Annotated in this window: 20 protein-coding genes; 11 read left to right on the top strand and 9 right to left on the bottom strand. The window is 45.1% G+C overall.

Translation table 11 applies throughout. The features are described from left to right. Window positions 1–137: 137 nt before the first annotated feature. On the bottom strand, window positions 138–791 hold the full coding sequence (locus L0J61_RS01190; protein ID WP_301464491.1) for a DNA glycosylase: 654 nt from the start codon (window positions 789–791) through the stop codon (window positions 138–140). Between the two features lie 269 nt (window positions 792–1,060). Here L0J61_RS01190 and upp point away from each other — a divergent pair, with 269 nt between their 5' ends. Both upp and L0J61_RS01180 read left to right on the top strand, forming a co-directional pair. Beyond that, entirely contained in the window at window positions 1,061–1,720 is a 660-nt protein-coding gene (gene upp, locus L0J61_RS01185) for a uracil phosphoribosyltransferase (protein ID WP_301464490.1), read from the top strand. 74 nt (window positions 1,721–1,794) lie between these two features. Continuing rightward, window positions 1,795–2,547 carry an SDR family NAD(P)-dependent oxidoreductase gene (locus L0J61_RS01180; RefSeq protein ID WP_301464489.1) on the top strand — a complete coding sequence of 251 codons (753 nt, stop codon included), beginning with the start codon at window positions 1,795–1,797 and terminating at the stop codon, window positions 2,545–2,547. 108 nt (window positions 2,548–2,655) lie between these two features. Here the strand turns inward: L0J61_RS01180 and L0J61_RS01175 are convergent, their stop codons facing one another. Then, the gene (locus L0J61_RS01175; protein ID WP_301464488.1) at window positions 2,656–3,267 is read right to left on the bottom strand and encodes a hypothetical protein; all 612 of its coding nucleotides are present in this window, start codon (window positions 3,265–3,267) and stop codon (window positions 2,656–2,658) included. 346 nt (window positions 3,268–3,613) lie between these two features. Between L0J61_RS01175 and L0J61_RS01170 the strand changes: the two genes are divergently transcribed. Then, window positions 3,614–4,579 carry an alpha/beta fold hydrolase gene (locus L0J61_RS01170; RefSeq protein WP_301464487.1) on the top strand — a complete coding sequence of 322 codons (966 nt, stop codon included), beginning with the start codon at window positions 3,614–3,616 and terminating at the stop codon, window positions 4,577–4,579. 101 nt (window positions 4,580–4,680) lie between these two features. Here L0J61_RS01170 and L0J61_RS01165 read toward each other — a convergent pair whose 3' ends face one another. Together L0J61_RS01165 and tyrS are read right to left on the bottom strand one after the other, a co-directional pair. Further along, the gene (locus L0J61_RS01165) at window positions 4,681–4,908 is read right to left on the bottom strand and encodes a DUF1653 domain-containing protein (RefSeq protein WP_301464486.1); all 228 of its coding nucleotides are present in this window, start codon (window positions 4,906–4,908) and stop codon (window positions 4,681–4,683) included. 109 nt (window positions 4,909–5,017) lie between these two features. Continuing rightward, on the bottom strand, window positions 5,018–6,229 hold the full coding sequence (gene tyrS / locus L0J61_RS01160; protein ID WP_301464485.1) for a tyrosine--tRNA ligase: 1,212 nt from the start codon (window positions 6,227–6,229) through the stop codon (window positions 5,018–5,020). A gap of 119 nt (window positions 6,230–6,348) precedes the next feature. Here tyrS and L0J61_RS01155 point away from each other — a divergent pair, with 119 nt between their 5' ends. The 3 genes from L0J61_RS01155 to L0J61_RS01145 all read left to right on the top strand — a co-directional run bounded on the left by L0J61_RS01155 (window position 6,349) and on the right by L0J61_RS01145 (window position 10,215). Continuing rightward, window positions 6,349–7,803, top strand: a complete 1,455-nt coding sequence (locus L0J61_RS01155) for an anhydro-N-acetylmuramic acid kinase (protein ID WP_301464484.1) — start codon at window positions 6,349–6,351, stop codon at window positions 7,801–7,803. A gap of 104 nt (window positions 7,804–7,907) precedes the next feature. Next, window positions 7,908–9,287, top strand: a complete 1,380-nt coding sequence (gene fabF, locus L0J61_RS01150; RefSeq protein ID WP_301464483.1) for a beta-ketoacyl-ACP synthase II — start codon at window positions 7,908–7,910, stop codon at window positions 9,285–9,287. Window positions 9,288–9,414: 127 nt separating this feature from the next. Continuing rightward, a complete protein-coding gene (locus tag L0J61_RS01145) occupies window positions 9,415–10,215 on the top strand; it encodes a hypothetical protein (RefSeq protein WP_301464482.1) in 801 nt (266 codons plus the stop codon). Window positions 10,216–10,353: 138 nt separating this feature from the next. On the opposite strand, the gene L0J61_RS01140 is transcribed toward L0J61_RS01145, so the two are convergent. The 4 genes from L0J61_RS01140 to L0J61_RS01125 form a co-directional block, all read right to left on the bottom strand. Beyond that, on the bottom strand, window positions 10,354–12,174 hold the full coding sequence (locus tag L0J61_RS01140; protein WP_301464481.1) for an aminopeptidase P family protein: 1,821 nt from the start codon (window positions 12,172–12,174) through the stop codon (window positions 10,354–10,356). 659 nt (window positions 12,175–12,833) lie between these two features. After that, window positions 12,834–13,247: a hypothetical protein gene (locus L0J61_RS01135; RefSeq protein ID WP_301464480.1), complete on the bottom strand. Its 414-nt coding sequence runs from the start codon at window positions 13,245–13,247 to the stop codon at window positions 12,834–12,836. Window positions 13,248–13,576: 329 nt separating this feature from the next. Continuing rightward, entirely contained in the window at window positions 13,577–15,154 is a 1,578-nt protein-coding gene (gene lnt, locus L0J61_RS01130) for an apolipoprotein N-acyltransferase (protein WP_301464479.1), read from the bottom strand. 318 nt (window positions 15,155–15,472) lie between these two features. Further along, on the bottom strand, window positions 15,473–16,372 hold the full coding sequence (locus tag L0J61_RS01125) for a CBS domain-containing protein (RefSeq protein WP_301464478.1): 900 nt from the start codon (window positions 16,370–16,372) through the stop codon (window positions 15,473–15,475). A gap of 381 nt (window positions 16,373–16,753) precedes the next feature. Between L0J61_RS01125 and L0J61_RS01120 the strand changes: the two genes are divergently transcribed. After that, window positions 16,754–18,085 (top strand): DUF4105 domain-containing protein, encoded by a 1,332-nt coding sequence (locus L0J61_RS01120; protein WP_301464477.1) that lies wholly within the window; start codon window positions 16,754–16,756, stop codon window positions 18,083–18,085. A 58-nt stretch (window positions 18,086–18,143) separates the two neighbouring features. Here L0J61_RS01120 and L0J61_RS01115 read toward each other — a convergent pair whose 3' ends face one another. Further along, complete coding sequence (locus tag L0J61_RS01115) at window positions 18,144–18,704, bottom strand: YcgN family cysteine cluster protein (RefSeq protein ID WP_301464476.1); 561 nt, start codon at window positions 18,702–18,704, stop codon at window positions 18,144–18,146. Between the two features lie 136 nt (window positions 18,705–18,840). On the opposite strand from L0J61_RS01115, the gene L0J61_RS01110 reads away from it, so the two are divergent. The 4 genes from L0J61_RS01110 (at window position 18,841) to L0J61_RS01095 (ending at window position 24,623) form a co-directional block, all read left to right on the top strand. Beyond that, window positions 18,841–19,578, top strand: a complete 738-nt coding sequence (locus L0J61_RS01110; RefSeq protein WP_301464475.1) for a dienelactone hydrolase family protein — start codon at window positions 18,841–18,843, stop codon at window positions 19,576–19,578. 268 nt (window positions 19,579–19,846) lie between these two features. Continuing rightward, a complete protein-coding gene (locus L0J61_RS01105) occupies window positions 19,847–23,083 on the top strand; it encodes a DUF2339 domain-containing protein (RefSeq protein WP_301464474.1) in 3,237 nt (1,078 codons plus the stop codon). 144 nt (window positions 23,084–23,227) lie between these two features. Next, on the top strand, window positions 23,228–24,184 hold the full coding sequence (ylqF, locus tag L0J61_RS01100) for a ribosome biogenesis GTPase YlqF (protein ID WP_301464473.1): 957 nt from the start codon (window positions 23,228–23,230) through the stop codon (window positions 24,182–24,184). An 85-nt stretch (window positions 24,185–24,269) separates the two neighbouring features. Then, entirely contained in the window at window positions 24,270–24,623 is a 354-nt protein-coding gene (locus tag L0J61_RS01095) for a hypothetical protein (RefSeq protein WP_301464472.1), read from the top strand. The last annotated feature ends 36 nt before the right edge of the window (window positions 24,624–24,659 follow it).

Genomic DNA, 24,659 nt, shown 5'->3' with positions numbered 1-24,659 from the left:
ACTTCTTAATCAGCCTCCCCTTTCGACTGGGACGCATTATACACGCTTCTTTCAATCGGTCAAGAAGTTATTAAGGTGGTTGGAAGGTTTTTTGAGTGGGTGGTGAGCGGTGGTGTTTTTAGGATTGATATTTATAACTATAGCTTACCTATTTTTTTGAAAAAATCTTTATAGGCGGCTATCTTTTTCTCTAATGCTAATGGGTAGGCACGTGAAGTAGAAGGCAGTCTATATAGCATGAGGTCATTAGGGGCTGAATTCTTATTCTCTGTACACTGCCATTGATAAGGATAGCTCATACTTTGATTGGTTTTGGGATATTTGGACTTGCTAGGTGGATCTACTAGCAAATTGAGCAATACTTCTGTCGCCTTACCTCCTGTCGTGAACAGTGTCCTCACCTTTGGTACTTTTGTTAGGATGTCGTCTAAATCCACAGGCGTCACAACGGTCAAGTTTTTATCTGATGCATTGCCTGTTTCACGAATGGCTTGTTTTACCGTTGGGCAAGACGCAATGCCTCGCTCATACATAAAATCAATGATACGTTCTGGATTAAAGCGCTTTTCTTCTTCTACCCTAAAGTAATCAACATCATCAAAGAATACACCACCATAGATACGCCACATATCATTATAAAAATTGGGGTAATGAAAGCTCATCGCCCACTTATCGCTTGTCGGTGGAAAAGTCCCCATCATCATGACAGTTGCATTAGGTGGCAACACTGGGTCAAAGGGATGAGTTTCTACTCTATCGGTGCTATTTTTTTTAGGATCCGTTTTATTCATATCGTTTCATGTCTTTTCATGCGTTAGTGGGTTGGTTGGCTATAAGATTCTTCATCAAAAAATCGGTTTTTTTGCTATCATAGAAAGCCTAAACACTACCTCACTTATCTGAGCACAGTATAGTCAGATGCAGTTTATCAATCGTTCGTTGAGCTTACTATCAATAGCCTAACTTATAGAGTTGATGTGTGGTAGATGTTTGTATCTTTTATACTAATAGCAACCGCAGTGACTGCGCAAGCACCAGACCAAAAACCAAGAGAGTACTTATGAGTGACTTAAACAGCAGCTTAAAAATTACCGTAATCGATCATCCGCTAGTCCGCCATAAACTTAGCTTAATGCGGGAAAAAGACTGTAGTACTTATAAGTTTCGCACATTGACCAAAGAGCTTGCGCGCTTAATGGCGTATGAAGCGAGCCGTGACTTTGCAATCGAAACCTTTCCTATGCAAGGCTGGTGCGGTGAGATAACGGGTGAACAAATCATCGGTAAGACGGCGACAATCGTGCCAATTTTGCGTGCAGGTATTGGCATGTTGGACGGGGTTCTCGACTTAATCCCTACAGCAAAAATCTCTGTGGTGGGATTACAACGTGATGAAGAAACGCTACAACCAGTGCCTTTCTTTGAAAAGTTTGTCAGTCATATGGACAAGCGCCCTGCCCTTATCATTGATCCAATGCTAGCAACGGGTGGCTCTATGGTTGCAACTATAGAAATGCTAAAGAAAAATGGCTGCACAAACATCAAGGCTTTGGTGTTGGTTGCTGCTCCTGAAGGCGTACGATTGGTCAATGAAGCCCACCCTGATGTCACTATCTATACTGCGGCGCTAGATGATCATTTAGACGAGCATGGATACATTATTCCTGGTCTTGGTGATGCAGGTGACAAGATATTTGGGAAGCAGTTGTTCAACAAATAAGTGCAAAACAGCTATTATCAAACATGATGGCGGCTCGCAACAGAAGTACAGGCTATCAATGACAAGGATATAACATGAATGTATTAATTACAGGAGCAAGCGCTGGTTTTGGCAAAGCGCTGGCTGAGCGTTTGATTGCCAGCGGTCATAGTGTGATTGGCTGTGCCAGGCGCCTCGACAAACTGAATGAGTTAGCAGAGACTTTAGGTGATGCATTTTTACCAGTAGCCATGGATGTCAGTGATGCCGCTTCTATTCCACAAATCCTTGCTGATTTACCAACAGACTTTCAACAAATCGATGTCTTGGTAAATAATGCTGGTCTGGCACTTGGTACAGAGCCTGCGTACAAATCAGATCTGGATGATTGGATGCGCATGACCGATGTCAATGTGAAAGGTTTGATAGCACTGACCCATGCGGTGTTGCCAGCGATGGTCGAACGCGATAGCGGTTATGTAATCAATGTTGGTTCTATTGCTGGCAGCTGGCCTTATTTTGGTGGTAACGTCTATGGTGCGACTAAGGCTTTTGTGAAGCAGTTTAGCTTAAACTTGCGTGCTGATTTATTGGGAACGCAAGTGCGAGTAACCAATCTTGAGCCTGGTAATGTGGCAGGTACTGAATTTTCAAACGTCCGCTATCATGGCGACGCAGAAGAAGCCGCCAAGGTTTATGACGGCTTCAAAACCATGACAGGTGAGGATATCGGTGATATTTTGTTATGGCTGATTGAGTCACCCGCGCACATCAATGTCAATCGTTTAGAAGTAATGCCTGTGGCGCAGACGTATAATGGACTGACGATTGCCAAGCAAACAAAGTAGACCGTTAGCTCTTCTGGTATTTTATCATTCGTGGCATCTCCACGTGATATACTCTTAAGTACAGCATTCATCAACGCAGCTCATAACACCGAAGCAATATAGAGTCCTCTATATTGCTTTTTTTATGTCCTCAATCTTGAGCTCGTTCACGAGTCTTAAGTTTTGAAAGTCCAAAATCAATACTTCATTGCGTAAGCGCTCGCTGGTTCGCTTATTATGACGGATCGGAAATCCCAATACGTGCTTGCCAGTAATGTCTATCTGATTGACTACAGTCTGTGATGCATTTCTTTTTACTTTGATACGTTGTGCATTTATCATGGCTGTTGCTGGATTAACAGTTGTGGTGAACAGCTTGGTTTGCCGAACGTTTTTTGGAATATCACCCGCAAAGAACAGCACTTGCTCTACTGGCAAATACTGAGCATGACGAGTGAGCTCACGACGAAAAATATCAGGCATATCTGTATTAAAACTGTCTTCTGTTTGCCGATAAAACGCCGTAAAATTACGATGCAAATAACGCCCAAATACAGAGCTATAGATCCAATCTTTATAAGTATCATTAACCAGTAGTTGCTTTGTAAAAGCATCGGCGTCTGGCGGAATATCGCCTGCTAGCAATCCTCTGAAAAACGCCTGAGGGCTGCTAAAGCTTTGCTGCTGCCAAGATTGCGGATAAAGACTACTATCGAGCAATGCTAACGTCGACTTACTCATATACTATTGTCCTTATTTTACTTAGGGTGCGCCCTCATTTTGAAATAGTGGTAAAAATGAGGACAATGCCTATCAAATAATGCCTACCAAACAAGACCTGCTAAATAAGATTGGATCGACTTACATATACTAGATACTGGTGGACGAACAAATATTATCATTTCTATCTTTAGACGGCTTCTATATTATGGTCAACGCTCCCACTAAATATAACAGCCTTTGATTAGAACGTGTGTTCATTTTCATCGTCATTTACAAGGTGTAAGCTGCCACGCTCATAAAATCAACGCTTTTAATATGGCTGACTCTGATCCAAACAACTTGATAAAAACAAGTGATGCCTTTTATGAAAAATAATTTACCGTCGCTACTGTCGTCATATCAATTACAGACTATCACGATCAGTATGACTGATGACACGCTGCTACCAGTATCTGTTATCGGTAGCGGTGAACCTGTGATGCTGTTGCATGCCTTTGGGATGGATGCACGGCAGTTTTTGCCATTTATCCTACCGCTGACCCAGCGTTATCGTTTTTATCTGCCACACTTTAGAGGGTTTGGCATGTCGTCTCACCTCACCTTGCCAAGGTTCGATTTTATTGAGCAATACGTAGACGATGTTGAGCAGGTATTTAGACACGTGAGTAAAGAAACAAAGTGCGAGGCGTTTCCTGTGGCGGCGATATCGATGGGTGCATTAGTGATGTGGGCATACTTTCAACGATTTGGTACTCAGCACGTGAGTCGCTATTTGAATATCGACCAAGCACCGATGATTCACAATCAACCCGACTGGCAAACTGGTGGGGTGTTTGGTACACGTCAAACAGAAATTTTTGCACAGTTTGCAGATTTGATCGCAAACGCTGAGCCCTATATGCAAGTTGATGACTTTCGGCATCTGCCCTATCGTTTAAAAACGAAATTATTGGACATAGAACGTGCCTTTTCTCTGCTATCCGTCAGTAGAAAATCTTCTCAATTATTGGTAAAAACTTTGAGCCATCGACCGCCACAGAAAATCTCACTGATGAAACATGCGACATGGCAACACAAGTTACGCTGTCTGTCTGCTTACGTTGAGCTACCTTACGATTACCGCAGCGTTGTATCGACAGTCAGTATCCCAACGACCTTATTAGTTGGTGGTCGCTCTCAATTATATAGTGCAAAATGCCAGCAAAAAATCACTCAGATGCTACCCAGTGCCAACGCAATCATACTACCAAATTCAGGTCATGCTGTGCCAATGGATGCGCCCGTTGAGTTTTATAAAGTGTTAAAGCGTTTTGTGGAAAGCTCACTTTGATAAACGAAAAAAAACGGCTGCAATGAAGCCAGCCGTTTTCGATTAACACCACATAATCCATGCGAAAAACTAATCCGCCAATGCTTTAATTAGTCAATGCTTCAATCCGTCAGTGCTTTAATCAGCTCAAAACGTGGTATCTCTTTACCATCACGCACGACCGTCTCCGAAAACATCGCAAGCGGTCGTACCCACACGCCATACTCACCGTATAGACAGCGATAAACAACCAATAATTCTTCGGTTTCTGAATGCTGCGCGGTATGCAAAACTTGGTAAAGGCTACCTTTATAGTGGCGGTAGATGCCTTGAGTGATGATTTTAGTCATAGCAAACTCCTAATGTTTAAAAATGGCTGCTGCTAATCTACTGCTAATTGTCGCTTCATAAAAAAGGTCGACAATTACCGCCGACCTCGCTTTCAATCACTCTTATAGATTACTCCACCGTCACTTTTGCATAGCCTTTTTTGCCTGCTTGAATCACAACCGTCTGTCCTGAGATTAGACTAAAACCACCATCAACGACTTCACCATCGACTTTTACCGCACCACGCTTGACCATGTCTTTTGCCGCTGAGTTGTTTTTAGCAAGCTCGGCTTGATTGAGGATTTGCGTGATAAACAGTGCGTCTTGCCCTTCTAACGCTAACATCACTTCTGGTAAATCCACTGGTAGTTCACCATCAGCAAGCACATTGCCCGCTGACTTGTGCGCATTGGCAGCGGCATCGGCATCATGGAAACGCTCGATCAACTCTTCAGCAAGGATACGTTTGATTTCTTGCGGATTGCGACCATTTTCCATTTCCGTCATTAGACCTTCGACTTCTTCCATCGGCTTGAAGCTTAAAAACTCAAAGTAGCGATGAATGAGAGTATCTGGCATAGACAGGATTTTTTGATACATCGTACCTGGCGCATCGTAGATGGCAACATAGTTGCCCAACGACTTGGACATTTTATTGACACCGTCCAAACCTTCTAAAATCGGTACCGTAATACAGACTTGCGGCTCTTGGTCATAGCGCCCTTGTAGCGTGCGACCCATGAGTAAATTGAAAGTTTGGTCAGTACCGCCCAGCTCAACATCTGCTTTAAGTGCGATAGAATCATAACCCTGCACCAATGGGTAGAGGAACTCATGAATAGAGATTGGCGTTTGCGAAGCGTAGCGTTTTGCAAAATCATCACGCTCAAGCATACGTGAGACGGTCTGCTGACTAGAAAGCTGAATCATGTCAGCAGCGCTCATGTCATTGAACCATTCAGAGTTAAAGACCACACGGGTTTTTTCTTTATCCAAGATTTTAAAAACTTGCTCCGCATAAGTAGCGGCATTGTTTTTGATTTGTTCATCAGTCAATGGCGGACGGGTGCTGTTTTTGCCAGAAGGATCACCAATCTTGGCAGTATAGTCGCCAATGAGAAAGTAAACCTCATGACCCAAATCCTGAAAGTGCTTGAGTTTGTTGATCAGTACCGTGTGACCCAAATGCAAATCAGGTGCGGTAGGATCAAAACCTGCCTTGATGCGTAGCGGACGGTTTAGCTTGAGCTTGGCCACTAAATCATCTTCAGATAAAATCTCTTGCGTACCACGTTGGATCAGGGCTATCTGCTCTTCTAGGGTGTATGAATGGTCTGTCATGATGCTCTCTTTATTGTCTTTATTGAAAGGTTAAAACGTTTGGGCTATTTAGAATTTCGAAGCCAGCAAAAGATGTTAGAATTTGACGGATATACTAGCGTTTTTTAAGGTAAATTGCCATGACCAACCCTACCCTTGCAACCAATGACCCCGAAAACATCGACTTTTCAGGTGACCAGCTCAACTCAACGACTGATGACTTGACGACTGGCGACAATGATACAAACCTTGCATCACTGGGCGAGGCACTGGAGCAAACGGTCTTTGAAAGCTTCGATGATGGCTTATATATAGGGATGATGTCAGGCACAAGCTTAGATGGTATGGATGCGGTGCTCTGTCAGTTTGATAACGATAGCAATGGTACAACCTCGCAACCAATGCAACTGTTGGCAACTTATAGCCAAGACTTCCCGCCCCGCCTGCGTGAAGTGTTATTAGCACTGTGTCAGCCGAATGGTGTTCAAGAGCTGACGCCTAGTTCGGATGAGCCAAACAGCGATACAAATAGCAATCCAAACAGAGAACCGACAAGTGAGCCAAAAAGTGAATTAGACTGGCTTGGTTGGGCGAGTAAAGAGTACGGTGAGTTTGCCAGTGTCGTGGTCAATAAGTTATTGCAGAAAGTAAATGTCGATAGTGACGCTGTATTAGCGATTGGCTGTCATGGTCAGACGGTTCGCCATCGTCCGCAGATGGGCTTTAGCTTGCAGTTAGTCGATGCCAACATCATCGCTGAGCGTACTGGTATCAGTGTCGTCAGTGACTTTCGCCGCCGCGATATGGCAGTCGGTGGTCAAGGCGCGCCTTTGGTACCTGCCTTTCACCAAGCCCTGTTCTCTGCGCCTGACAGCACGCGAATACTATTAAACTTGGGCGGGATTGCCAATATTACTGTCTTGCCAGCCACTGCTGAGACGCCATCGGATTCACAAGTAAACTCGCAACCTGTAAATTCACAGCCTATAAACTCACAACTTATAGACAATGTCGTGGGCTATGACACTGGCCCTGCCAACTTATTACTAGACGCGTGGACAGCACTGCACACTGATAATGACTACGATGCTGGCGGCGCGTGGGCGCAATCTGGGCAAGTCATTGAGCCATTACTGAATCAACTATTGACGCATCCGTTTTTCGCCCGTTCTTACCCGAAGAGCACTGGTCGTGAGGCATTTAACTTAAAATGGCTACAAGATGAGCTACACCAGTTCGACCAAACCTCAGCCCACACTCGCTACTCCACAGCGGATATCCAAGCAACGTTGACCGAACTGACAGCCGTCAGTGCTAGCACGCAAATCAATACTTTCATCAATGATCAAGAAAGCGTATCCGTTTACGTCTGCGGTGGTGGGGCGTTGAATAAATATTTAATGGCTCGACTGCAAGCACATTTACCACATTGTACGGTAGATACCACGGTTAGCTTAGGACTCGATCCGACTTGGGTGGAGTCTGTCGCTTTTGCTTGGCTAGCAAGACAGACCATCATGGGTGAAACGGGTAATTTGCCAGCCGTCACTGGCGCTAATAAAGGCGTCGTACTAGGTCAAGTGTGTTTCGCCTAGTTGGTCATTATTTTAGTTTACATACGTACACTTATGTGTTTTATAATAACTATTAAACCAATAAACCAAATTTTTCTTAGGATCGCACGTACAGGATATATCGCATGAACCAACATAGCAATTCACCGAGCGCGCAAACCAACACCCCGACTGCCGCCACTGACAAGAAAAACACTCGCCAGAAGCCACCGCACTATGAGCGCTCTGATGACACACGGGTGGTAGTGACTGGCATGGGTGCTGTCACGCCACTAGGTTTGGATGTCGATAGCTCGTGGGCGAAGCTCCTCAATGGTGATAGCGGTATCGCGCCGATTACCCATTTTGATGCAACAGACTATCGCGCGCAAATTGCTGGTGTGGTCAAAGACTTTGATGCCAAACAATATATGAATGCTAAAGACGCACGTCGCTATGATGAGTTTATGCATTACGGCGTGGCGGCATCTTCCATGGCCTTAAAAGACGCCGGTTTTATCGATGAAGTAAGTGCTGCTGACGCTCCTGTGCAAAACGTAGATCCTGAACAATTTGGTATTATTTTAGGTTCCGGTATTGGTGGTATCCAAACCATCGAAAACAGCCGTGATACCCTGCGTGAAAAAGGTGCCACCAAAGTCTCGCCTTTTATTATCCCCGGCTCTATCGTCAACATGGCAGCGGGCTTGGTAGCGATTAAACATACCTTACAAGGACCAAACCTAGCCACATCGACTGCCTGTACTACAGCCACTCATGCGATGGGTCTGGCAGCACGTTTGATCGCGTATGGCGACGCCGATGTCATGCTGGCGGGTGGCAGCGAAAAAGGCTCCAGCCCTCTTGGTATAGCAGGCTTTGGCGCTATGCACGCGCTCTCTACTCGTAACGACGAGCCAACCAAAGCCTCGCGTCCATTTGACAAAGACCGTGATGGTTTTGTGTTAGGTGATGGCGCTGGTGTCGTGGTGTTAGAAAGCCTTGCTCACGCTAAAGCACGTGGTGCAACGATACTTGCTGAGCTGGTTGGGTTTGGCATGAGCGATGATGCCAGCCACATTACCGCACCACCAGAAGATGGTAGCGGTGCAGCTCGTGCTATGAAAAATGCCTTAAACGATGCTGGGATTGATTCATCGCATGTCGGTTATGTCAATGCCCATGGTACCAGCACCCCTGCCGGTGACGTTGCCGAATCCATCGCTATTGAAACAGTATTCTCACCAGTAAAAGACAGTATTTTGGTCAGCTCAACCAAGTCAATGACTGGTCACTTACTGGGTGCCGCTGGCGGTATCGAAGCCATCTTTACTATCCGTGCCCTACAAGACCAACAAGTGCCACCAACGATCAATCTAGATAATGTTGAAGATAACTGTAATCTCGATTACGTAGCCAATCAATCCCGCCAAGTTGAGAAATTACAATATGCCGTGTCCAATAGCTTTGGCTTCGGCGGTACGAATGGTTCGTTGGTTTTTGCACGCTGGCCTATCGATAAATAAAGCATAAACGGCCATAATATGGCACATTGTAACTTTATTGTCAGATTTACTACGTTTGTCCACTTGCAGCCCCTTATTGTACTTGCGTATGATAAGGGGTAATTTTGTAATGTTTATGGAAGATATAATGTCAAGCTATTCCTTTTCTTATCAGTTTCATCAGCGCTGGACTTGTGCGCCCGAATCTGTCCGTTCGGCAATTACCCAAGAGCTCAAAGACATTACCTCGTTACTTCAGTCGGAGGTTCCGTTCGAGAGCTTTGTGTTCAGTACTCACGACCTAGATGCTCATGTTGACGATCTCTACGATAACCATGAGGCCGAACAAGCCATCACTAAAGCCATCGCCGACAAACAAGCTCGAGAAGAAGCAAGAATAACGCAAGAGGCACAACAGCAAAATAAGCAGGTAGTCACTGATAAAAACAACACAAAAGTGACCGATGCAGCGGAAGAAACAGAAACACACAAAATCAGTGAAGAAAGTACAAATAGCCCTCAGTCGAATGATGTGAAAGGTGACACTTCTACAGAGTCACAACCAACAGACTCTCAACCAAAAAATTCTCAATCAACAGATTCTAAAATAGCACCTAAAGTCGATACAAGCACCCTCAGCTCGAGCACTGCTGACGCTGATACCAAACAAAGTGATAGCGTTGACAACACCTTGAATAACAGCGATAACGTGCTAAAAGCCGTGAAAGACAACGCCAGTAATGCTATCAAACTGTCACTCAAAGATGAAAAGTTAAGCACTACTCATCAAGCGTTCATTCGTGAGCTTGAAACGCAAATTGATGACTATCTGAGTGAACAAATGATGCAGATGTCTGAAAACTTAAAGTCTTGGCTACAAGCAGAGGTTGTTCAGTACTTAAATGAATCAGATGCATCAACACCTGATAAAGAGCCGCAGAAAAACTAGGGCATGTCCTAATTTTAAAAATGGTAATAAAAAAACAAAAACAATGTGATAGCCCAAGCGATAAAAAGCCCAGTTGATAAATAACTGGGCTTTTTTTACAACATACTGACTTTAAGCTACTGAGCTGCTTTTATCTATTTACTCTATGCTCTGTGTACGTTCAGTCAGCCATTCTAGCGCTGCACCGTTTACACGATCTTTTAGCTCTGCATATACTTGGCGATGGTAGTCATTCAACCAATCGATTTCTAGTTGACTCAATAATGATGGCTCAATTAAACGGGTATCAATTGGGCAGTAAGTAACGGTTTCAAAATGCAGGAACTTACCGAAATCGGTCTCAGTTGGGTTAGTAACTGCTTTGCTCACTACTAAATTCTCAATACGAATACCCCATTTGCCTTCGCGGTATAGTCCTGGCTCATTACTGGTAATCATATTAGACTTCATTGCCCGCTCTTTGGTATTGGGCGCGTTATAGGAGATACCTTGTGGTCCTTCATGCACATTCAAAAAATAACCAACGCCATGACCAGTACCATGTCCGTAGTCCATTTGTGCTCGCCACAATGGCGCACGGCAGATCGCATCGATAGTGGGTGATGAAATGCCTTCAGGAAAATATGCACTGGCTAAAGCAATATGTGCTTTTAACACCGTGGTAAAGTCGCGTTTGTGATCGCTGCTTACTTCTCCAACACCAACCACACGAGTGATATCGGTGGTGCCGTTTTGGTATTGAGCGCCTGAATCAATCAGCAGCAAGCTGCCCTCGCCTTCTGTCACATCAAGGTAGCTGAACTTTTCTGGCGTCGCACGATAATGCGGTAGCGCTCCATTTTCGTTAAATCCTGCAATTGTCGGAAAGCTCGGCGATACATAATTCGGTTGCTGGCTGCGTACTTCGATGAGCATGCTATCGACATCAAGCTCACTCAATCGCTCACCATCCGCCAAGCGTTGCTCAAAGCTGGCGAAAAACTCGCACAATGCCGCACCATCTTGACGCATCGCTTCACGTACATGGTCGATATCAGCGTCAGACTTTACAGATTTTAGTAAAGTGCTCGGTGCCATCTGCTCGATGAAACCAATATCGTCAACCATCTGCGATAGCGTACCCACCGCCACTTTGCTAGGGTCTAGTAATAGCAAATCATCTGGTGTCAATGTGCTCAATGCTGGTTGTACCGCATCGTAATTCGCAATGGTAATACCGCTATCTTTCAAGCTTTGCTCAATATCAGCACTGACTTTGCTACTATCAACAAACAATGTCGCACTGTCTGCACTAATGAGCATATATGATAAGAATATTGGATTGTAGTCGACATCGGCGCCGCGCAAGTTGGTCAACCAAGCGATATCGTCTAGGCTAGAAAGTAGGTGGTGCGTCGCACCAGCTTCTACCATACCTGCACGCACAGCGGCAAGTTTTGAGGCGGTAGACTGTGCGACAAATTGTGCCTCATGCTGATAAAGCGGTGCTGAGGGCAAGGCTGGACGATCAGTCCAAATCTCTGTCAATACGTCGCGGTCAGTAATCAAAGTAATGTCATCGGCCTCAAAGGCATCTAGCAGTTTGTCTTGCTCAGCAATGGATAGTACATTGCCATCGACAACCACACTATCCCCTTCTTGTAGATGCTCAGCCAACCAGTTGATATGATTTGGCTGACCGGGTGCAAGCTTCTCCAAACTGATTCCTGTGTCTTGTAGTTCGTCAGCAGCATGCACCCAATAACGGCTGTCTGTCCACAACCCTGCAAAATCCGCAGTCACGACGAGTGTGCCAAGTGAGCCTGTAAACCCCGAAAGCCACAATCGCGCTTGCCAATACTCGGGCAAGTACTCAGACAAATGAGGATCGGCGGATGGTACGATAATCGCAGTAAGGTCTTGAGCGACGATATTCTTACGTAGCTTATCGATACGGTCACGAATGATGTGTTTACTCATTAGATTTTTCCTTTTTAATTTTGATTGGATTTGATTGAATTGGATAGGCAAGCAACTATGAATAGTCGTCTTATGTGCACAGATAAATTTTTATAAGCGTTGACTCTTTTACACGCGTTGATTCTTTTACGAGCGTCTATTGCAGGGTAGCAATTTAAGATACCGACATAGCTGATCAATATGTACAACCAATACGTATAAATAGAAAGCGCTATATTTCCATGAAACTTGTAAGGCAACATGACAGCAAGGTACCATCAAACGTTTGTATGGACTGCCTGCTTGCGATGGTCAAGAGAAATACCTCACTTATTAAAGTGGGTCTTCAATTCAGTCACTCAATTGATAACGACCTGAAACAACAAAGCGCGCTACCGACAATGGTAACACGCCTCATCATTTGCTTTTTGCGTATGCAGTCACTTGCTAAAAAGTGATAAGCGTAACCTATAGAATGACTATACCTAGATTTATTCTCACGTTTTTTTATAAGTTTGATCAGCAGTTTTGATCAATAGTTTTGACCGATCACTCGGTAATGACTCACAAAAAACTCGCTCTCAACAGTTGAGAGCGAGTGTGATGCCATGACAGGCATGCTGTTGCTATGAGACTTTTTCGTCCGCATTCCACAAAGATACTGTATAAAACAAAAACAGTTACTCTGCTACCGCTTCTTCAGGTTCAGGTTCAGCCGCCACGTCAGTCTCTGCTTGCTCTACCGTCGCTTCATCAGCTGCAGCATCCGCTTGACCCACTGTACCAGAAGCAGTCGCTGTACCAGCTGATGCAGACACGACAGATTCAGACTCTTCTGCTACTGGTTCCTCGGCTGACTCAGCAGCGCCATCTGTTGTTTCAGCGCTTTCGATCTCTGTCGCTGCAGCAGGCTCTTCAGCACTAGCTTCGGCTTCAGCTGTAGCTTCAGTGCTTTCTACCGTAATATGCTCGCCCGCTGGACGTAAAAATCCAGAAACACCGATAAGCAGTACGATAGCTAAAAATAAGGCAATACCGCCTACAGTATACAACAGCTCTTTTTTCGGGTTGTTATTAACGATACCTTCTGACATACCTTAATCCACCTTGCACAAAATATTTTAAATATTTACCTATTATATCGCAATTTGTACCGATTTGTGAAAACCCTTAAGTATTTAAAGGATTTATTATCGATGACCATCGGTTTTCAGCGCTAATTGATGATTTTTAACGTTGACTGATGGTTTTTCTGGCTATTATATAGTCGGTTTAATATAGGAGTGATACAGTGGAACGAGGATAATTTTTTTGCAACCTCTGTCTGCGCAGGCACAGCAAGCCAGAAAAATTATCCCCGTTTCACGTCATAAAACCACGTATCTGTTTTATTTGGCACCAACTATATGCTAAAACGACTTACCTACGATCTACCCAATTTCACCCGAGTCCTAGATCGTCTACCAAGATAGCTGAGTAACAATAACAGCGCTATGGTAAACAATATAGGATAATTGCCAAAACGTGTAAATGGTGTCTGACCTTCACGTGCCTGAATATCACCACGCAATACCATACGTTCAAACTGCGGTGCGCGCTCGACGATGTGGCCCTTGTGGTCAATAATAGCCGTGACGCCAGTATTGGTCGCTCGCATGAACCAACGACCATTTTCAAGGGCTCGCATTTGTACCATTTGTAGGTGTTGCAATGGCCCTGCTGACTTGCCAAACCAAGCATCGTTTGAGATGGTCAATAAAAAGTCAGTATCAACGGCATTTCTTCGGGTGGTATCGGGATACGCCACTTCGTAACATACGGCAGCGCCCAAATTGTGACCACGCACACGCAGCGGCGACTGGGTATCACTGCCGCGACTATAACTCATAATGTCTTGGCTACCAGCCAAGTCTGGCAAGATATCGAGTAAGCCTTCTAGTGGAATATACTCGCCAAAAGGCACCAAACGTTGTTTTTTATAGAGACCTTCTGCATCCGCCCCTAACGCAATCACACTATTATAAAACGGTGGATATTCGTCACGAGTCTCATCAAACGCCGCGTCATCCTTATAAGGAATACCAGTTACCCAGGTGGTATCTGTTTCCTTTGCCATTTTGACCATTTCATTGATAAAGCCCACCGCGTCTGTCTGAAACATCGGAATCGATGATTCAGGCCACAGGATGATGTCACGTCCCCATTCAGTGCTGGTTAATTGCGCATAAATGTTTAAGGTTTCTACCTGATACTCAGTCAGCCATTTTAAGTCTTGTGGAATATTACCTTGAATCAAAGACACGGATAAATCAGGCGTGCCTTTTTCTTTAGTCCACTGAGGATTTATCAGCCACAGTGAGGTACTGATGACCAGCAATACGATTGGCACCACCATATAACCGCCGCGACGACGCAACAGTTCAACCACACTGGCTGCCAATAGCACCGCCACAAACGAGATAGCAAACACACCTGCGACTGGTGCGAGGGAGGACAACCAGTACTGCTCTGTAAACGCATAACCGACGAATAGCCATGGGAACCCGGTGAACAACCAAGTTTTCATCCATTCTTGTAGTATCCAAAGCGCCGCGAATGACAATGGCTGCTTGCCGACCATCCGATTAAATATCAACGCCAGAAAGCCATGGAACAAACCCATGCCCAATCCCATCAAGGCAATCATTATCAACGCTAACCATGCTGGAGTCGCACCATAGACATGGATAGAGGTATAAAGCCAAAACGCACCCACACACCATAGTCCTGTGCCGTATGCCTGACCAATTAAAAAGGCACGTTTGCCACTCATTTGAGGCATCAGCAACGCATACAAAATTGCTGGCGACAGCAATGCGAGTGGCCAAATACCGTAGGGTGCTAGCGCAAATAAAAATACTGCGCCTGCCAGCAACGCAATCAATAACGTCATCAGCATGGGCATGCCCTTCGGCTTGTCCGGATTGAGACGTTTTTGCAAATCAACAGAAGACAGACGCATAGCAATTATCCAAGATCATTTTTCTAAAATTATAAGCATTAATATCTGGGGGCATTAATATCTGGAGAGCAGGGCATTTCAGATAAAAATCACTCTTAGAAAAACCCAAACCATTAAACCCGCCCATGATACCAGTCTAAACCAATCTATGGGTAAAATTGCGTAGTCAAACCCAACGCTCAGGCACAAAAAAACACGACCGCAATCGTGTTTTTAAAGGGAAAACCTATATATTAAGACGCCGTTGATGTGGTCGGTGCATCACCGCAATAACAAAGCCTATGCACGGTTAGCATACCTTGCAACGCTCAATACGTCTTAATGACTACCAATCAATAGCTGCTGACGCGCATTCATTTTGGTGAGCTCTAAATTATGGATAAAACGCCCTTCTACATCGGTGATCGTGATTTTCCAATCATCTATCACCACACTTTCACCTTCTAAGTCACCCACATAACCAAGCGCTTGCATGACCAAACCACCCATCGTATCGACATCAGTATCGTCAAAATTCGACCCCAGCTCATCATTGCAATCCTCGATGACAGTAGAGGCTTGTACGCGCCATGTATTTGCTTTCTCAGGATCAGCGACGATGTTATTAATATCACTATCTTCGTCAAAATCATCATGCTCATCGACGATGTCACCAACAATCTCTTCGAGCAGGTCTTCCATAGTGACCACACCCGCGAAATTACCAAACTCGTCCACGACAATTGCCATATGCACTTGGGTAAGCTGCAATGAGCGCAGCAAGGTATCAGAGCGAGCTGTTTCACTAATATAGAGTGGTTGACGCACTAAATCTTTCAAACGCTTACTGTCTATTTTTTCCTCTTGCTCTCGGACCATATACACGAGTATCGGAATCAGATCTTTCGCCAGTAAGATACCAATGACAGCGTCATCGTCTTGACTGTCAAAGACTGGATAGCGCGAGTGCGTGGTATCTAGGATGATGTCCATCACTTCAGCGAGACTAGCACTCTCGTGCAAACCCATCACTTGCGGACGTGGTGTCATGATTTCACGGACTTGGGTCGCGGGCAGATCCAATACGCCTTCTAACATATCGACGGTATCAGGCTCTAGGAACTGGCGCGAGTCCTGTACTAAGCGACTCAATTCATCTCGGGTTTCGGGGGCAGTCGATAGCCAGCGTTTTAAGCCGCGCATCGACCAACTACTCTGGCTGGGAGTGTCGTCAGACATGATGGTGTGATTTAACCTCTTTCAATTAATAACAGTTTAAAACAACAAGTAATAATAGATGGGGATAAAAATCCCAAATAAAACAGGCATTTCATGATTAGACGATGGTTCTATTATAAATACCAACGGACCCAACTAAACAAGGGCGTATTGAAGACTCATTTACAACTTCTGACCACTATTTACTGTATATCAGTCTTCGCCAGTGACATGGCCAAGTGCTCAACATACCCAAGATTCACTTTATCTCATGGTTGACCGACATTCAACGACAAATTCACGCAAATTGTACTGTCAGTGTGTTATAAACTTTGCTATGGTCAAAGCCTTTAACGATCACCAACAAACATCGCGATTACACCACCAACAAACCACAACACTATGTCACTACGCTCCTTTTTTTCTCGTCTGCTTACATCGCGCTCACTGGGTCGACGCTCAGACAGTGAGGGAGGGACGCATGACATTAAAAAAAGCACCTCGGAAGAAGAGAACAAAAAAGTGAGCTGGCGACATTACCTGCTACAGCTCTTCATCGCAAGCGTCCTATTACTATCAGCAATTTGGTTGCTATTGGCGGTTTGGTATCAGTACGGTGCAGGTTCGATCATCACCTGGCTTTCGGCTATCGTCATTATCGGCTTGCTCACTGCTTTGTTGAGTAGTCGTTATTGGATGACATCTGCTAAACAATCGGATAATAAACCATCAATTAGCAACACCAACCTCGCCAAAAAAGCCATTAGAAAAAAATCAACAAGCAAATGGCTGGCTGGTTTATACGCGGTGACTTGGTGCATGGGTGTTGGTTGGTTTTTTTCTATCGAGGCTGAGCAAGACCTCGACTGGATGCCCGAAGTTAGTCAACAGCTCTCTTATACACGCGATGCAACCAACCCTGATTTGGTGACCTTTTCCAATGTACGCAATTTTGATTGGCACACGGATGCAGAAGCGACAGAGCGTTGGGATACGCGCACAGTGGACATGTCCAAACTCTCCGGCGTCGATGTCACCAATTCTTACTGGATGGGACCTTTGATTGCTCATACCTTAGTCAGTTTTCGCTTTGAAGATGACAGACCACTTGCTTTCTCGTTTGAGATTCGAAAAGAACAAGGCGAAGATTTTTCAGCGTTGGCTGGTTTTTTTCGCCGTTATGAGCTTAGCTTGATTGCCGCAGAAGAGCGCGACATTATTTATACTCGTAGCAACGCACGTGGTGAGCAGGTTTATTTGTTTCCTATCAGTCATTTGCAGCAGCATGAGATCAAAGCGTTGTTTGAGTCTTATTTGACCGCTGCTGACGACCTCAATGCCCAAGCTGCTTGGTACAACACGCTCATCAGTAACTGTACCAATATTATCTTTTATATGGCACGTATGATTAGTGGCGACCGTTTGCCATGGGATTATCGGATTTGGGTATCTGGTTGGTTGCCGAACTATCTATATGATGTCGGCATGTTGGATCCCAATCCAAAAAAAGACAGTCAGCCATGGTCCATAGAGACCTGGTACAAGCGTGCGCACATCAATCCAAAAGTCCTCGAGTTTGACAATCTAACGCACCTCAACTCTGATACTGACCGTCACGAATTTAACCACGAGTTTTCCGAACAAATCCGCCAAGGCATTCCCATGCCACCGCTGGCTGACTCGCAGCCTGCTGCCGAAAAAAACGCCCATTCTGCGGCGCAAGAATCTGACTGATAGTGCCCTAACCTGCAACTAAGCATGACTCTAGGCTCTGACTCTTAAGTGCTAACCCTTAAGCGCTGACCCAATGTACCACCCGTGTCTCCATCTCCTCGTCAGATAAGCCGGTCTCAGAGACACAGCGCCCTGCTACCCCGACATTGGCAGCACGCATTTGCTGTTGGGTTGCTTGCGCGTCTTCAGTCAACAACAGATGCCAACTCGGCAAATCTTGCCCTTTGTATAAACGCTTGTAAGCACAATGCGACGGCAACCACATCATATCCGGCAGATTTTCCATGGTCAGCTGTATGCAATCTGGTACATACTCTTGACGCGTGGCGTAATGCTGACAGTAGCCGGTGTCACAATCCATCAGCTGACAGGTCACATCGGTATATTCGACGATATCAGCTTCTTCAGTATGATCTGGGCTGTCGTCTTCATCGATGTATTTAATCAAACAGCAGCTGCCACAACCATCACATAAGGCTTCCCATTCGCTGTGGTTTAAGTCAGACAGCTCAAAACGCGACCAAAACTGCGGACGCAGTGACTCAGATATGTTAGTCCCAGATACGTCGGTCTCAAAAATGACGTCGTTATCTTGGTTGTCTAGTAGGTTTATTGTCATAAATTTACAGTAGCATTTTGATAAAGAGCGTTACAGTATTATAGCTGTTTTTGCTAGATATGGGCGTTAAGGTAATGAAAGTAAGAAAAAATGATTTACTATAAATAAAACTCATAACATAAAAAAGGACAACAATATGTCAATTAAGACTTTTGAATTAATCAGCACTACTGATGATGGCACCAAACTCGTAAGCTATGTTGCGCTACCAGAAGGCGCTTCAGAAGAAAATCCAGCTGCGGGTATATTAGTTGCACCCGAATGGTGGGGCGTCGTCGACCATCCAAAGTCTGTCGCTGAACGTTTAGCAGAAGCTGGTTATGCAGCAGTGGCAATGGATGTTTATGGCGAAGGCAAACTGACTACCGACGCTGCGATGGCCAATACCTGGATGGAGCAAGTGCTTGCAGATCAGGATATGCTCATGGCTCGCTGCCGTTTAATTCTCAATGATTTCAGTGACCAGTTGGCGGTCAATGGTGACAATTTAGGTGCAATTGGTTATTGCTTCGGTGGCAAAGTCGTCCTCGATATGGCACGTGACGCCATGCCTATAAAAGCAGTCGCCACCTTCCATGGCAACCCATCACCAAAACAACCAGCAGATCAAAACTTCACGGCCAAAGTGTTGGTCGCACACGGTCGCGCAGACTCGATGGTCTCTATGGAAGCGATCGAGGGTCTACAATCAGAGCTTGATGCAGCCGATGTTGATTACACCATCGATGTGTACGACAACGCCAAACATGGCTTTACCAATCCACATGCCGATGAGCGCGCTGCTAAAAACGATGTTGATCTGGGCTATAACGAAGCGGCAGCCAACCAAAGCTGGGAAAACATGCTCGAATTCATGAAAGCCAACCTAGGCTAATCAGCACCACATGGTCTGTTATCGCTTGTTTGGTGCTGGCTCGCTTGGTACTGGCCTGTTCAGTGCTCACGAATCTCGTACTAAACAAGCTAGGCTTTCTGATAAATTCATATAAGATTATATAATCTTACATAACTGCAGTGGGCAGCCTAAAGCTAGGCTGCCTTTTTTATCGCTCGACTGGCTCTATATGCTCAATGAGCCAACGCTTGTGTTCGTTATCGAATGGCGTCCTCATTACTACTTTATTAGCTTGGATTAAGTCACTATGTTGTTCGAATTCATCACATTATTAGCCCTAGTTATTTACTTATTTAGCAAATTAAATAATAAAATTACCACCCTCAATAGGGATGTTGCCGAGCTCCAAGAAGAGCTACGACGCTATCAGAACAGTGTGAAAACGACTAACGCCAAGAACATAGTGGCTCATAAATCAAATGGCATTAGTAAGACTAGTGGAGTTCATGAGAACAATGGCATTCATAAAACCAGTGAAGCTAGCGGGACTGATGCCCAGTTTGACCTCCCATTTGCAAATGCTGAAAGCGGTACGGCCTCTTTAAAAGCAGCCTCCAATTCCCACACGCAGTCCACTGCTGATAAGGACGATAATAGGCACACGACATCCGATACTGTCTTTATATCTTTAGCGACTGCTAAATTTTCAGCTGTAAATGCTCACGCTAAAACCAACGCCTCCAAAGCTGATTCATCTAAAGCTAGAAAGGCTAAAAATGCTGCTATATCCACACCTACTTCGACTGCCATAGAGCCTGACGAGCGCTCACTGCCTATCGTCACGTCCTTGTTTCATTCTATTAAAAACTGGTTTTTCGGTGGCAACTTAGTCGTTCGTGTTGGCGTGCTGGTCTTACTAGTCGGGGTCGTTCTGTTGCTACGCTTACTCAGCGACTATATCGAAATCTCCATAGTATCCAAGTTGCTAGCGATAGGAGGCGCAGGCTTGGTCTTGGCTGGCCTTGGATTAAAATTAGCAAAAAATCGTTTGACTTACGGCATTACCCTACAAGGAGCAGGCTTAGCAACTGCTTATTTGACCACTTTTTTTGCCTATGGTGTGTATCAAGTGCTGCCAAGCTTACCCAGTTTCATTGGGCTTGGTCTGTTATCCGCCGTGACGGTCGGCTTAGCCGTTCGCCAAAATGCCTTTCCTTTGGCTTTGTTAGCGCTCGCAGGCGGTTTCGTGGCGCCTATATTGACCAGTGATGATACGGGCAGTTTGGTAGCATTGTTTAGCTATTACTTACTATTAAACGTCACGATTGCGGTTATTGCCCATTATCGCCCATGGAAGGTATTAAACTTATTCGGTGTCACTGTGACATTTGGACTCGCCTACTACTGGGGTATCACTGAAAACTTAGACACCATCATTGAGTCTCAACGCTGGTCATTGGTGCTGCTAGTGACCTTGCATCTACTGCTTTACCTGTTTGTCGTTATCCGTTACGCGCAGCAAATCATCGCCTATAACACCGCCAATGAAACAAGCCTCGCCCGTGAAGGCAAGGTAAACACCGTCAACAACATAGACGGATCTCAACCCAATAATCCTACCTACTTATTTCCCGTAGACACCGGCTTGCTGTTTTCAGTGCCGCTATTGGCATTTGGTTTATTTTCTGCGCTACTACATGACATTGACCATGCGCTAACCATTACCAGTGCTATTTTCGCCACGGTCTATTTGGCGCTTGGTTGGCTGCTGACCCGACGTAGTCAACGCAATGCATTAATCACCGAAGGCATGCTAGCGCTGGGCTTGGGATTTTCAGCTTTAATAATTCCATTAGCGCTAGAAGCAGAGTGGGTAGCGTTTAGTTGGTCGGTACAAGGGCTAGCACTCGTGTGGTTTGGGCGACGTTCATTGCGAGCGTGGTCAGTGTTGTTTGGTATTTTATTACAACTGATCAGTATCGCTATGCTAGCGCTAAACGAGTTCTTTGCTATCCAAAGCTCTCCGATATTAGCATTAACGATTTCAGGCATCAGCTATCTCGCCACGATGTTGATTTTGCGGATGAGTCATTCCCCTGCGATCCTTGTGTTGCAGGCTAATCAAGATGGCGACACACAAACCAATATTCAAGGTGCCTCCTCCACTGCAGATACCGCTCGTACCATCGCTAGTAGCCTGGGCGTCAGCAATGCAGCTGCCTATCGATGGTTAGGCTCCATCAACAGCCAAAGTATCGCCTTTAATCTCGTGTGGCGTAGTCCTAGGTTGATATGGTTTTTGACCCTAACGGCTGTCATCTGGGCGTTACAGGTACTGGTGATTGACTTAAATCAATGGTTTGAGGTTGAGCAATTGACCACCAAGATTGCATTGGCATCAATGGTGAGCCTTGCTGTTTATTGGGCAGTCAACCGTTATCAGTCTTGGACGGAAATGACACAATTGGCTCGTGGGATATCACTGCTTTTTTATCTCACGCTGGTATTACAGCTGCCACAGATGTTTGAGCCAGGTATGGCAAGGACATCGACCACGTGGCTGATATTTGCCAGTTTAATCGTCGGTTGGTTGGTTGTCGGGCAAGTATGGCTCAGAGTATGGTACGACAATACCACGCTGTCACGCTATGATGGGGCAAGCTGGCTAGGATCGGGAATATTAGTCGTTGCAACAGCTGCCCATTATTGTCTGCCCGACTCCGCCGGTGTCATGGCTGTTTTGATTCCAGTTGTTTTAATTATCACTGGGTTGTGGTTTGGCCATCAGCAACAAACACCAATTCAAACACCAACTCAAAAAACAAGCAAGCAAGGTCTGCTGTATTGGTTTGATTGGCAACAAGCACTATCTGTCTGTGCTGCTGTCTTGAGCCCTGCTGCCTTATGTTGGGTCATCATCACCAACTGGTTTTATGATGGCGTGATTTGGAACCTGTCATACATTCCATTATTAAACCTATACGACATCACCTCAGTGCTGACGTTGTGTGTTGCTGCCTGTCTTTATTACCTCAAGCAACCATCAGATCTGGCAAACATCGCAGATAGCGATATCAATGCAAATACTGATACCAACGCAGATAGTGATATCAACGCAAACAACAATGACGCTAAGCACACCTCCAACGTCACACACGCTTTTATCACAAACAGTTTATTGGTTATTTTAGGGCTTATCGGTTTTTGGCTCATATCCAGTATGCTCGTCCGAACACTACACGCATTTATCAGCACACCATTATGGGATGCAGGCGCTTGGCAGAGTGAGCAAGTACAGACTGGACTGACGATTTTATGGACGCTGCTCGCCTTGATCGCTACTATTATCGCCAGTCGCTACTGGCAGCGTGTGTTATGGTTTATGGGTATTGGACTATTGGGCGTTGTCGTTCTAAAACTGGTCTTGGTCGATTTATCACAGACCGAGGCGATTTGGCGTGTGATATCTTTCCTCGGTGCCGGTAGCTTGATCCTAGTAATTGGTTATCTCGCGCCTCTGCCGCCAGATAGTGAGCGGGTGTAGCCCTTTAACACCCTTGAGGTATCAAGAAATTATAACGTGAAGACATGAGTTGTGTAGTAAAATGAACATCATTAAGACACAACCTAGACAGTCAACGTAGCGTGTCTTGCTTTTAGCATTTTTTATAAAAGGTCATAGAAACAGATGGATAAGAAAGCCAGTATTCAGTGGTTCCCTGGGCACATGAATAAAGCCCGTAACGAAATCAAGGAAGTCATGCCGCAGATGGATCTTGTCATCGAGGTCATCGATGCACGTATCCCTTATAGCAGCGAAAATCCGATGGTTGCAGCACTGCGCGGTGAAAAACCTGTCATCAAAATCCTCAACAAAGCCGATCTGGCCGACCCTGAGTTGACGACACAGTGGATGGAATATCTGGAACAACAAGATGCTGTCAAAGCCATCGCTTGTGACAATAACAAAGCCGATGATGTAAAGAGTATCATCGCCATCTGTAAACAACTCGTGCCCAATAAAGTCGGTACAGGTCGCCAAATCAAAGCCATGATCATGGGTATTCCCAACGTCGGTAAGTCAACTTTGATCAATACCTTGGCGGGACGTACGGTCGCCAAGACTGGTGACGAACCAGCAGTGACCAAATCGCAGCAACTGATTAAGCTGGACGATGACATCATGCTCTATGACACTCCTGGGATGCTGTGGCCAAAGGTAGAAAACGAAAACTCTGGCTATCGCTTGGCGGCGACGGGTGGTATCCGAGACACGGCATTTGATTTCGATGACGTCGCCAGTTATACCGCAGAGTATTTAATCGGTGCCTATCCTGAGCTATTAAAAACTCGCTATAAAATTGAAGAGTTACCCAAGACGGATTGGGAGTTTTTTGAAGTGGCAGGTCGCAATCGTGGCTGTGTCCGTGCGGGCAATGTGGTTGATACTTATCGCATGTCGGAGATTTTGATTAACGAGCTACGCAGCGGCAAGCTTGGGCGTATCACTCTCGAAACGCCAGCCATGACTGAGGCAGAAGAAATCATCGTCGCCGAACAACGTCTGGCTGCTGAAGAGAAAAAGAAAGCACGCGAAGAAGAAAAACGAGCACGGAAAAAACGAGCGCGGAAGAATCGGAAGTAAAAATAGCTCCTTTGCTCTCATATCTGTGTCATAACAATATTTATTAATTCAAGTGTTAAATATAACTATCACTTAAGAGATGATTTTGAATAAAGACGAAAAACCTTTGTGGATGTACTGGGTTATATTAACTATGTTTATGTCTCCGACGCTATTCATAATTGGAGTAGCAGTTGGTAGCAAAGCCAATATACCTAGTGAAAGTGCTTGGATTGTTATATCAGCAATTATAAGTGCTGTAGCGACTGGCGTTATTGCTTTTTTGACTATCATATTAGCAGTCGAAACTTGGCGTCTCAGAAGGAATCAGGACGAGCAAATAGATTCTAATCGCAAAGAAGCCATACGTCCGCACGTAGAAATATTTTTAGAATCATCAATAGTAGGTTTTCAATTTATGATATTTAGAGTTGAAAACATTCCCCCTATGGCAGGATAGTTGTCACCCCTAAATAATAATTCCAAAGGGGACAAT

Origin of the sequence: Psychrobacter sp., assembly GCF_030457785.1 — a bacterium.
In the GTDB taxonomy this organism is placed as follows: Bacteria; Pseudomonadota; Gammaproteobacteria; order Pseudomonadales; family Moraxellaceae; genus Psychrobacter.
This window is presented reverse-complemented; position numbering and strand designations above follow the sequence as displayed.

Bases quoted from the DNA above. Each gene is read 5' to 3' on its own strand.
- L0J61_RS01165 (WP_301464486.1), bottom strand. From the start codon at position 4,908: ATGACTAAAATCATCACTCAAGGCATCTACCGCCACTATAAAGGTAGC.
- L0J61_RS01170 (WP_301464487.1), top strand. From the start codon at position 3,614: ATGAAAAATAATTTACCGTCGCTACTGTCGTCATATCAATTACAGACT.
- L0J61_RS01115 (WP_301464476.1), bottom strand. From the start codon at position 18,704: ATGACAATAAACCTACTAGACAACCAAGATAACGACGTCATTTTTGAG.
- L0J61_RS01110 (WP_301464475.1), top strand. From the start codon at position 18,841: ATGTCAATTAAGACTTTTGAATTAATCAGCACTACTGATGATGGCACC.
- L0J61_RS01105 (WP_301464474.1), top strand. From the start codon at position 19,847: ATGTTGTTCGAATTCATCACATTATTAGCCCTAGTTATTTACTTATTT.
- L0J61_RS01125 (WP_301464478.1), bottom strand. From the start codon at position 16,372: ATGTCTGACGACACTCCCAGCCAGAGTAGTTGGTCGATGCGCGGCTTA.
- L0J61_RS01145 (WP_301464482.1), top strand. From the start codon at position 9,415: ATGTCAAGCTATTCCTTTTCTTATCAGTTTCATCAGCGCTGGACTTGT.
- L0J61_RS01190 (WP_301464491.1), bottom strand. From the start codon at position 791: ATGAATAAAACGGATCCTAAAAAAAATAGCACCGATAGAGTAGAAACT.
- L0J61_RS01175 (WP_301464488.1), bottom strand. From the start codon at position 3,267: ATGAGTAAGTCGACGTTAGCATTGCTCGATAGTAGTCTTTATCCGCAA.
- L0J61_RS01135 (WP_301464480.1), bottom strand. From the start codon at position 13,247: ATGTCAGAAGGTATCGTTAATAACAACCCGAAAAAAGAGCTGTTGTAT.
- lnt (WP_301464479.1), bottom strand. From the start codon at position 15,154: ATGCGTCTGTCTTCTGTTGATTTGCAAAAACGTCTCAATCCGGACAAG.
- L0J61_RS01120 (WP_301464477.1), top strand. From the start codon at position 16,754: ATGTCACTACGCTCCTTTTTTTCTCGTCTGCTTACATCGCGCTCACTG.
- ylqF (WP_301464473.1), top strand. From the start codon at position 23,228: ATGGATAAGAAAGCCAGTATTCAGTGGTTCCCTGGGCACATGAATAAA.
- upp (WP_301464490.1), top strand. From the start codon at position 1,061: ATGAGTGACTTAAACAGCAGCTTAAAAATTACCGTAATCGATCATCCG.
- L0J61_RS01140 (WP_301464481.1), bottom strand. From the start codon at position 12,174: ATGAGTAAACACATCATTCGTGACCGTATCGATAAGCTACGTAAGAAT.
- tyrS (WP_301464485.1), bottom strand. From the start codon at position 6,229: ATGACAGACCATTCATACACCCTAGAAGAGCAGATAGCCCTGATCCAA.
- L0J61_RS01180 (WP_301464489.1), top strand. From the start codon at position 1,795: ATGAATGTATTAATTACAGGAGCAAGCGCTGGTTTTGGCAAAGCGCTG.
- L0J61_RS01155 (WP_301464484.1), top strand. From the start codon at position 6,349: ATGACCAACCCTACCCTTGCAACCAATGACCCCGAAAACATCGACTTT.
- fabF (WP_301464483.1), top strand. From the start codon at position 7,908: ATGAACCAACATAGCAATTCACCGAGCGCGCAAACCAACACCCCGACT.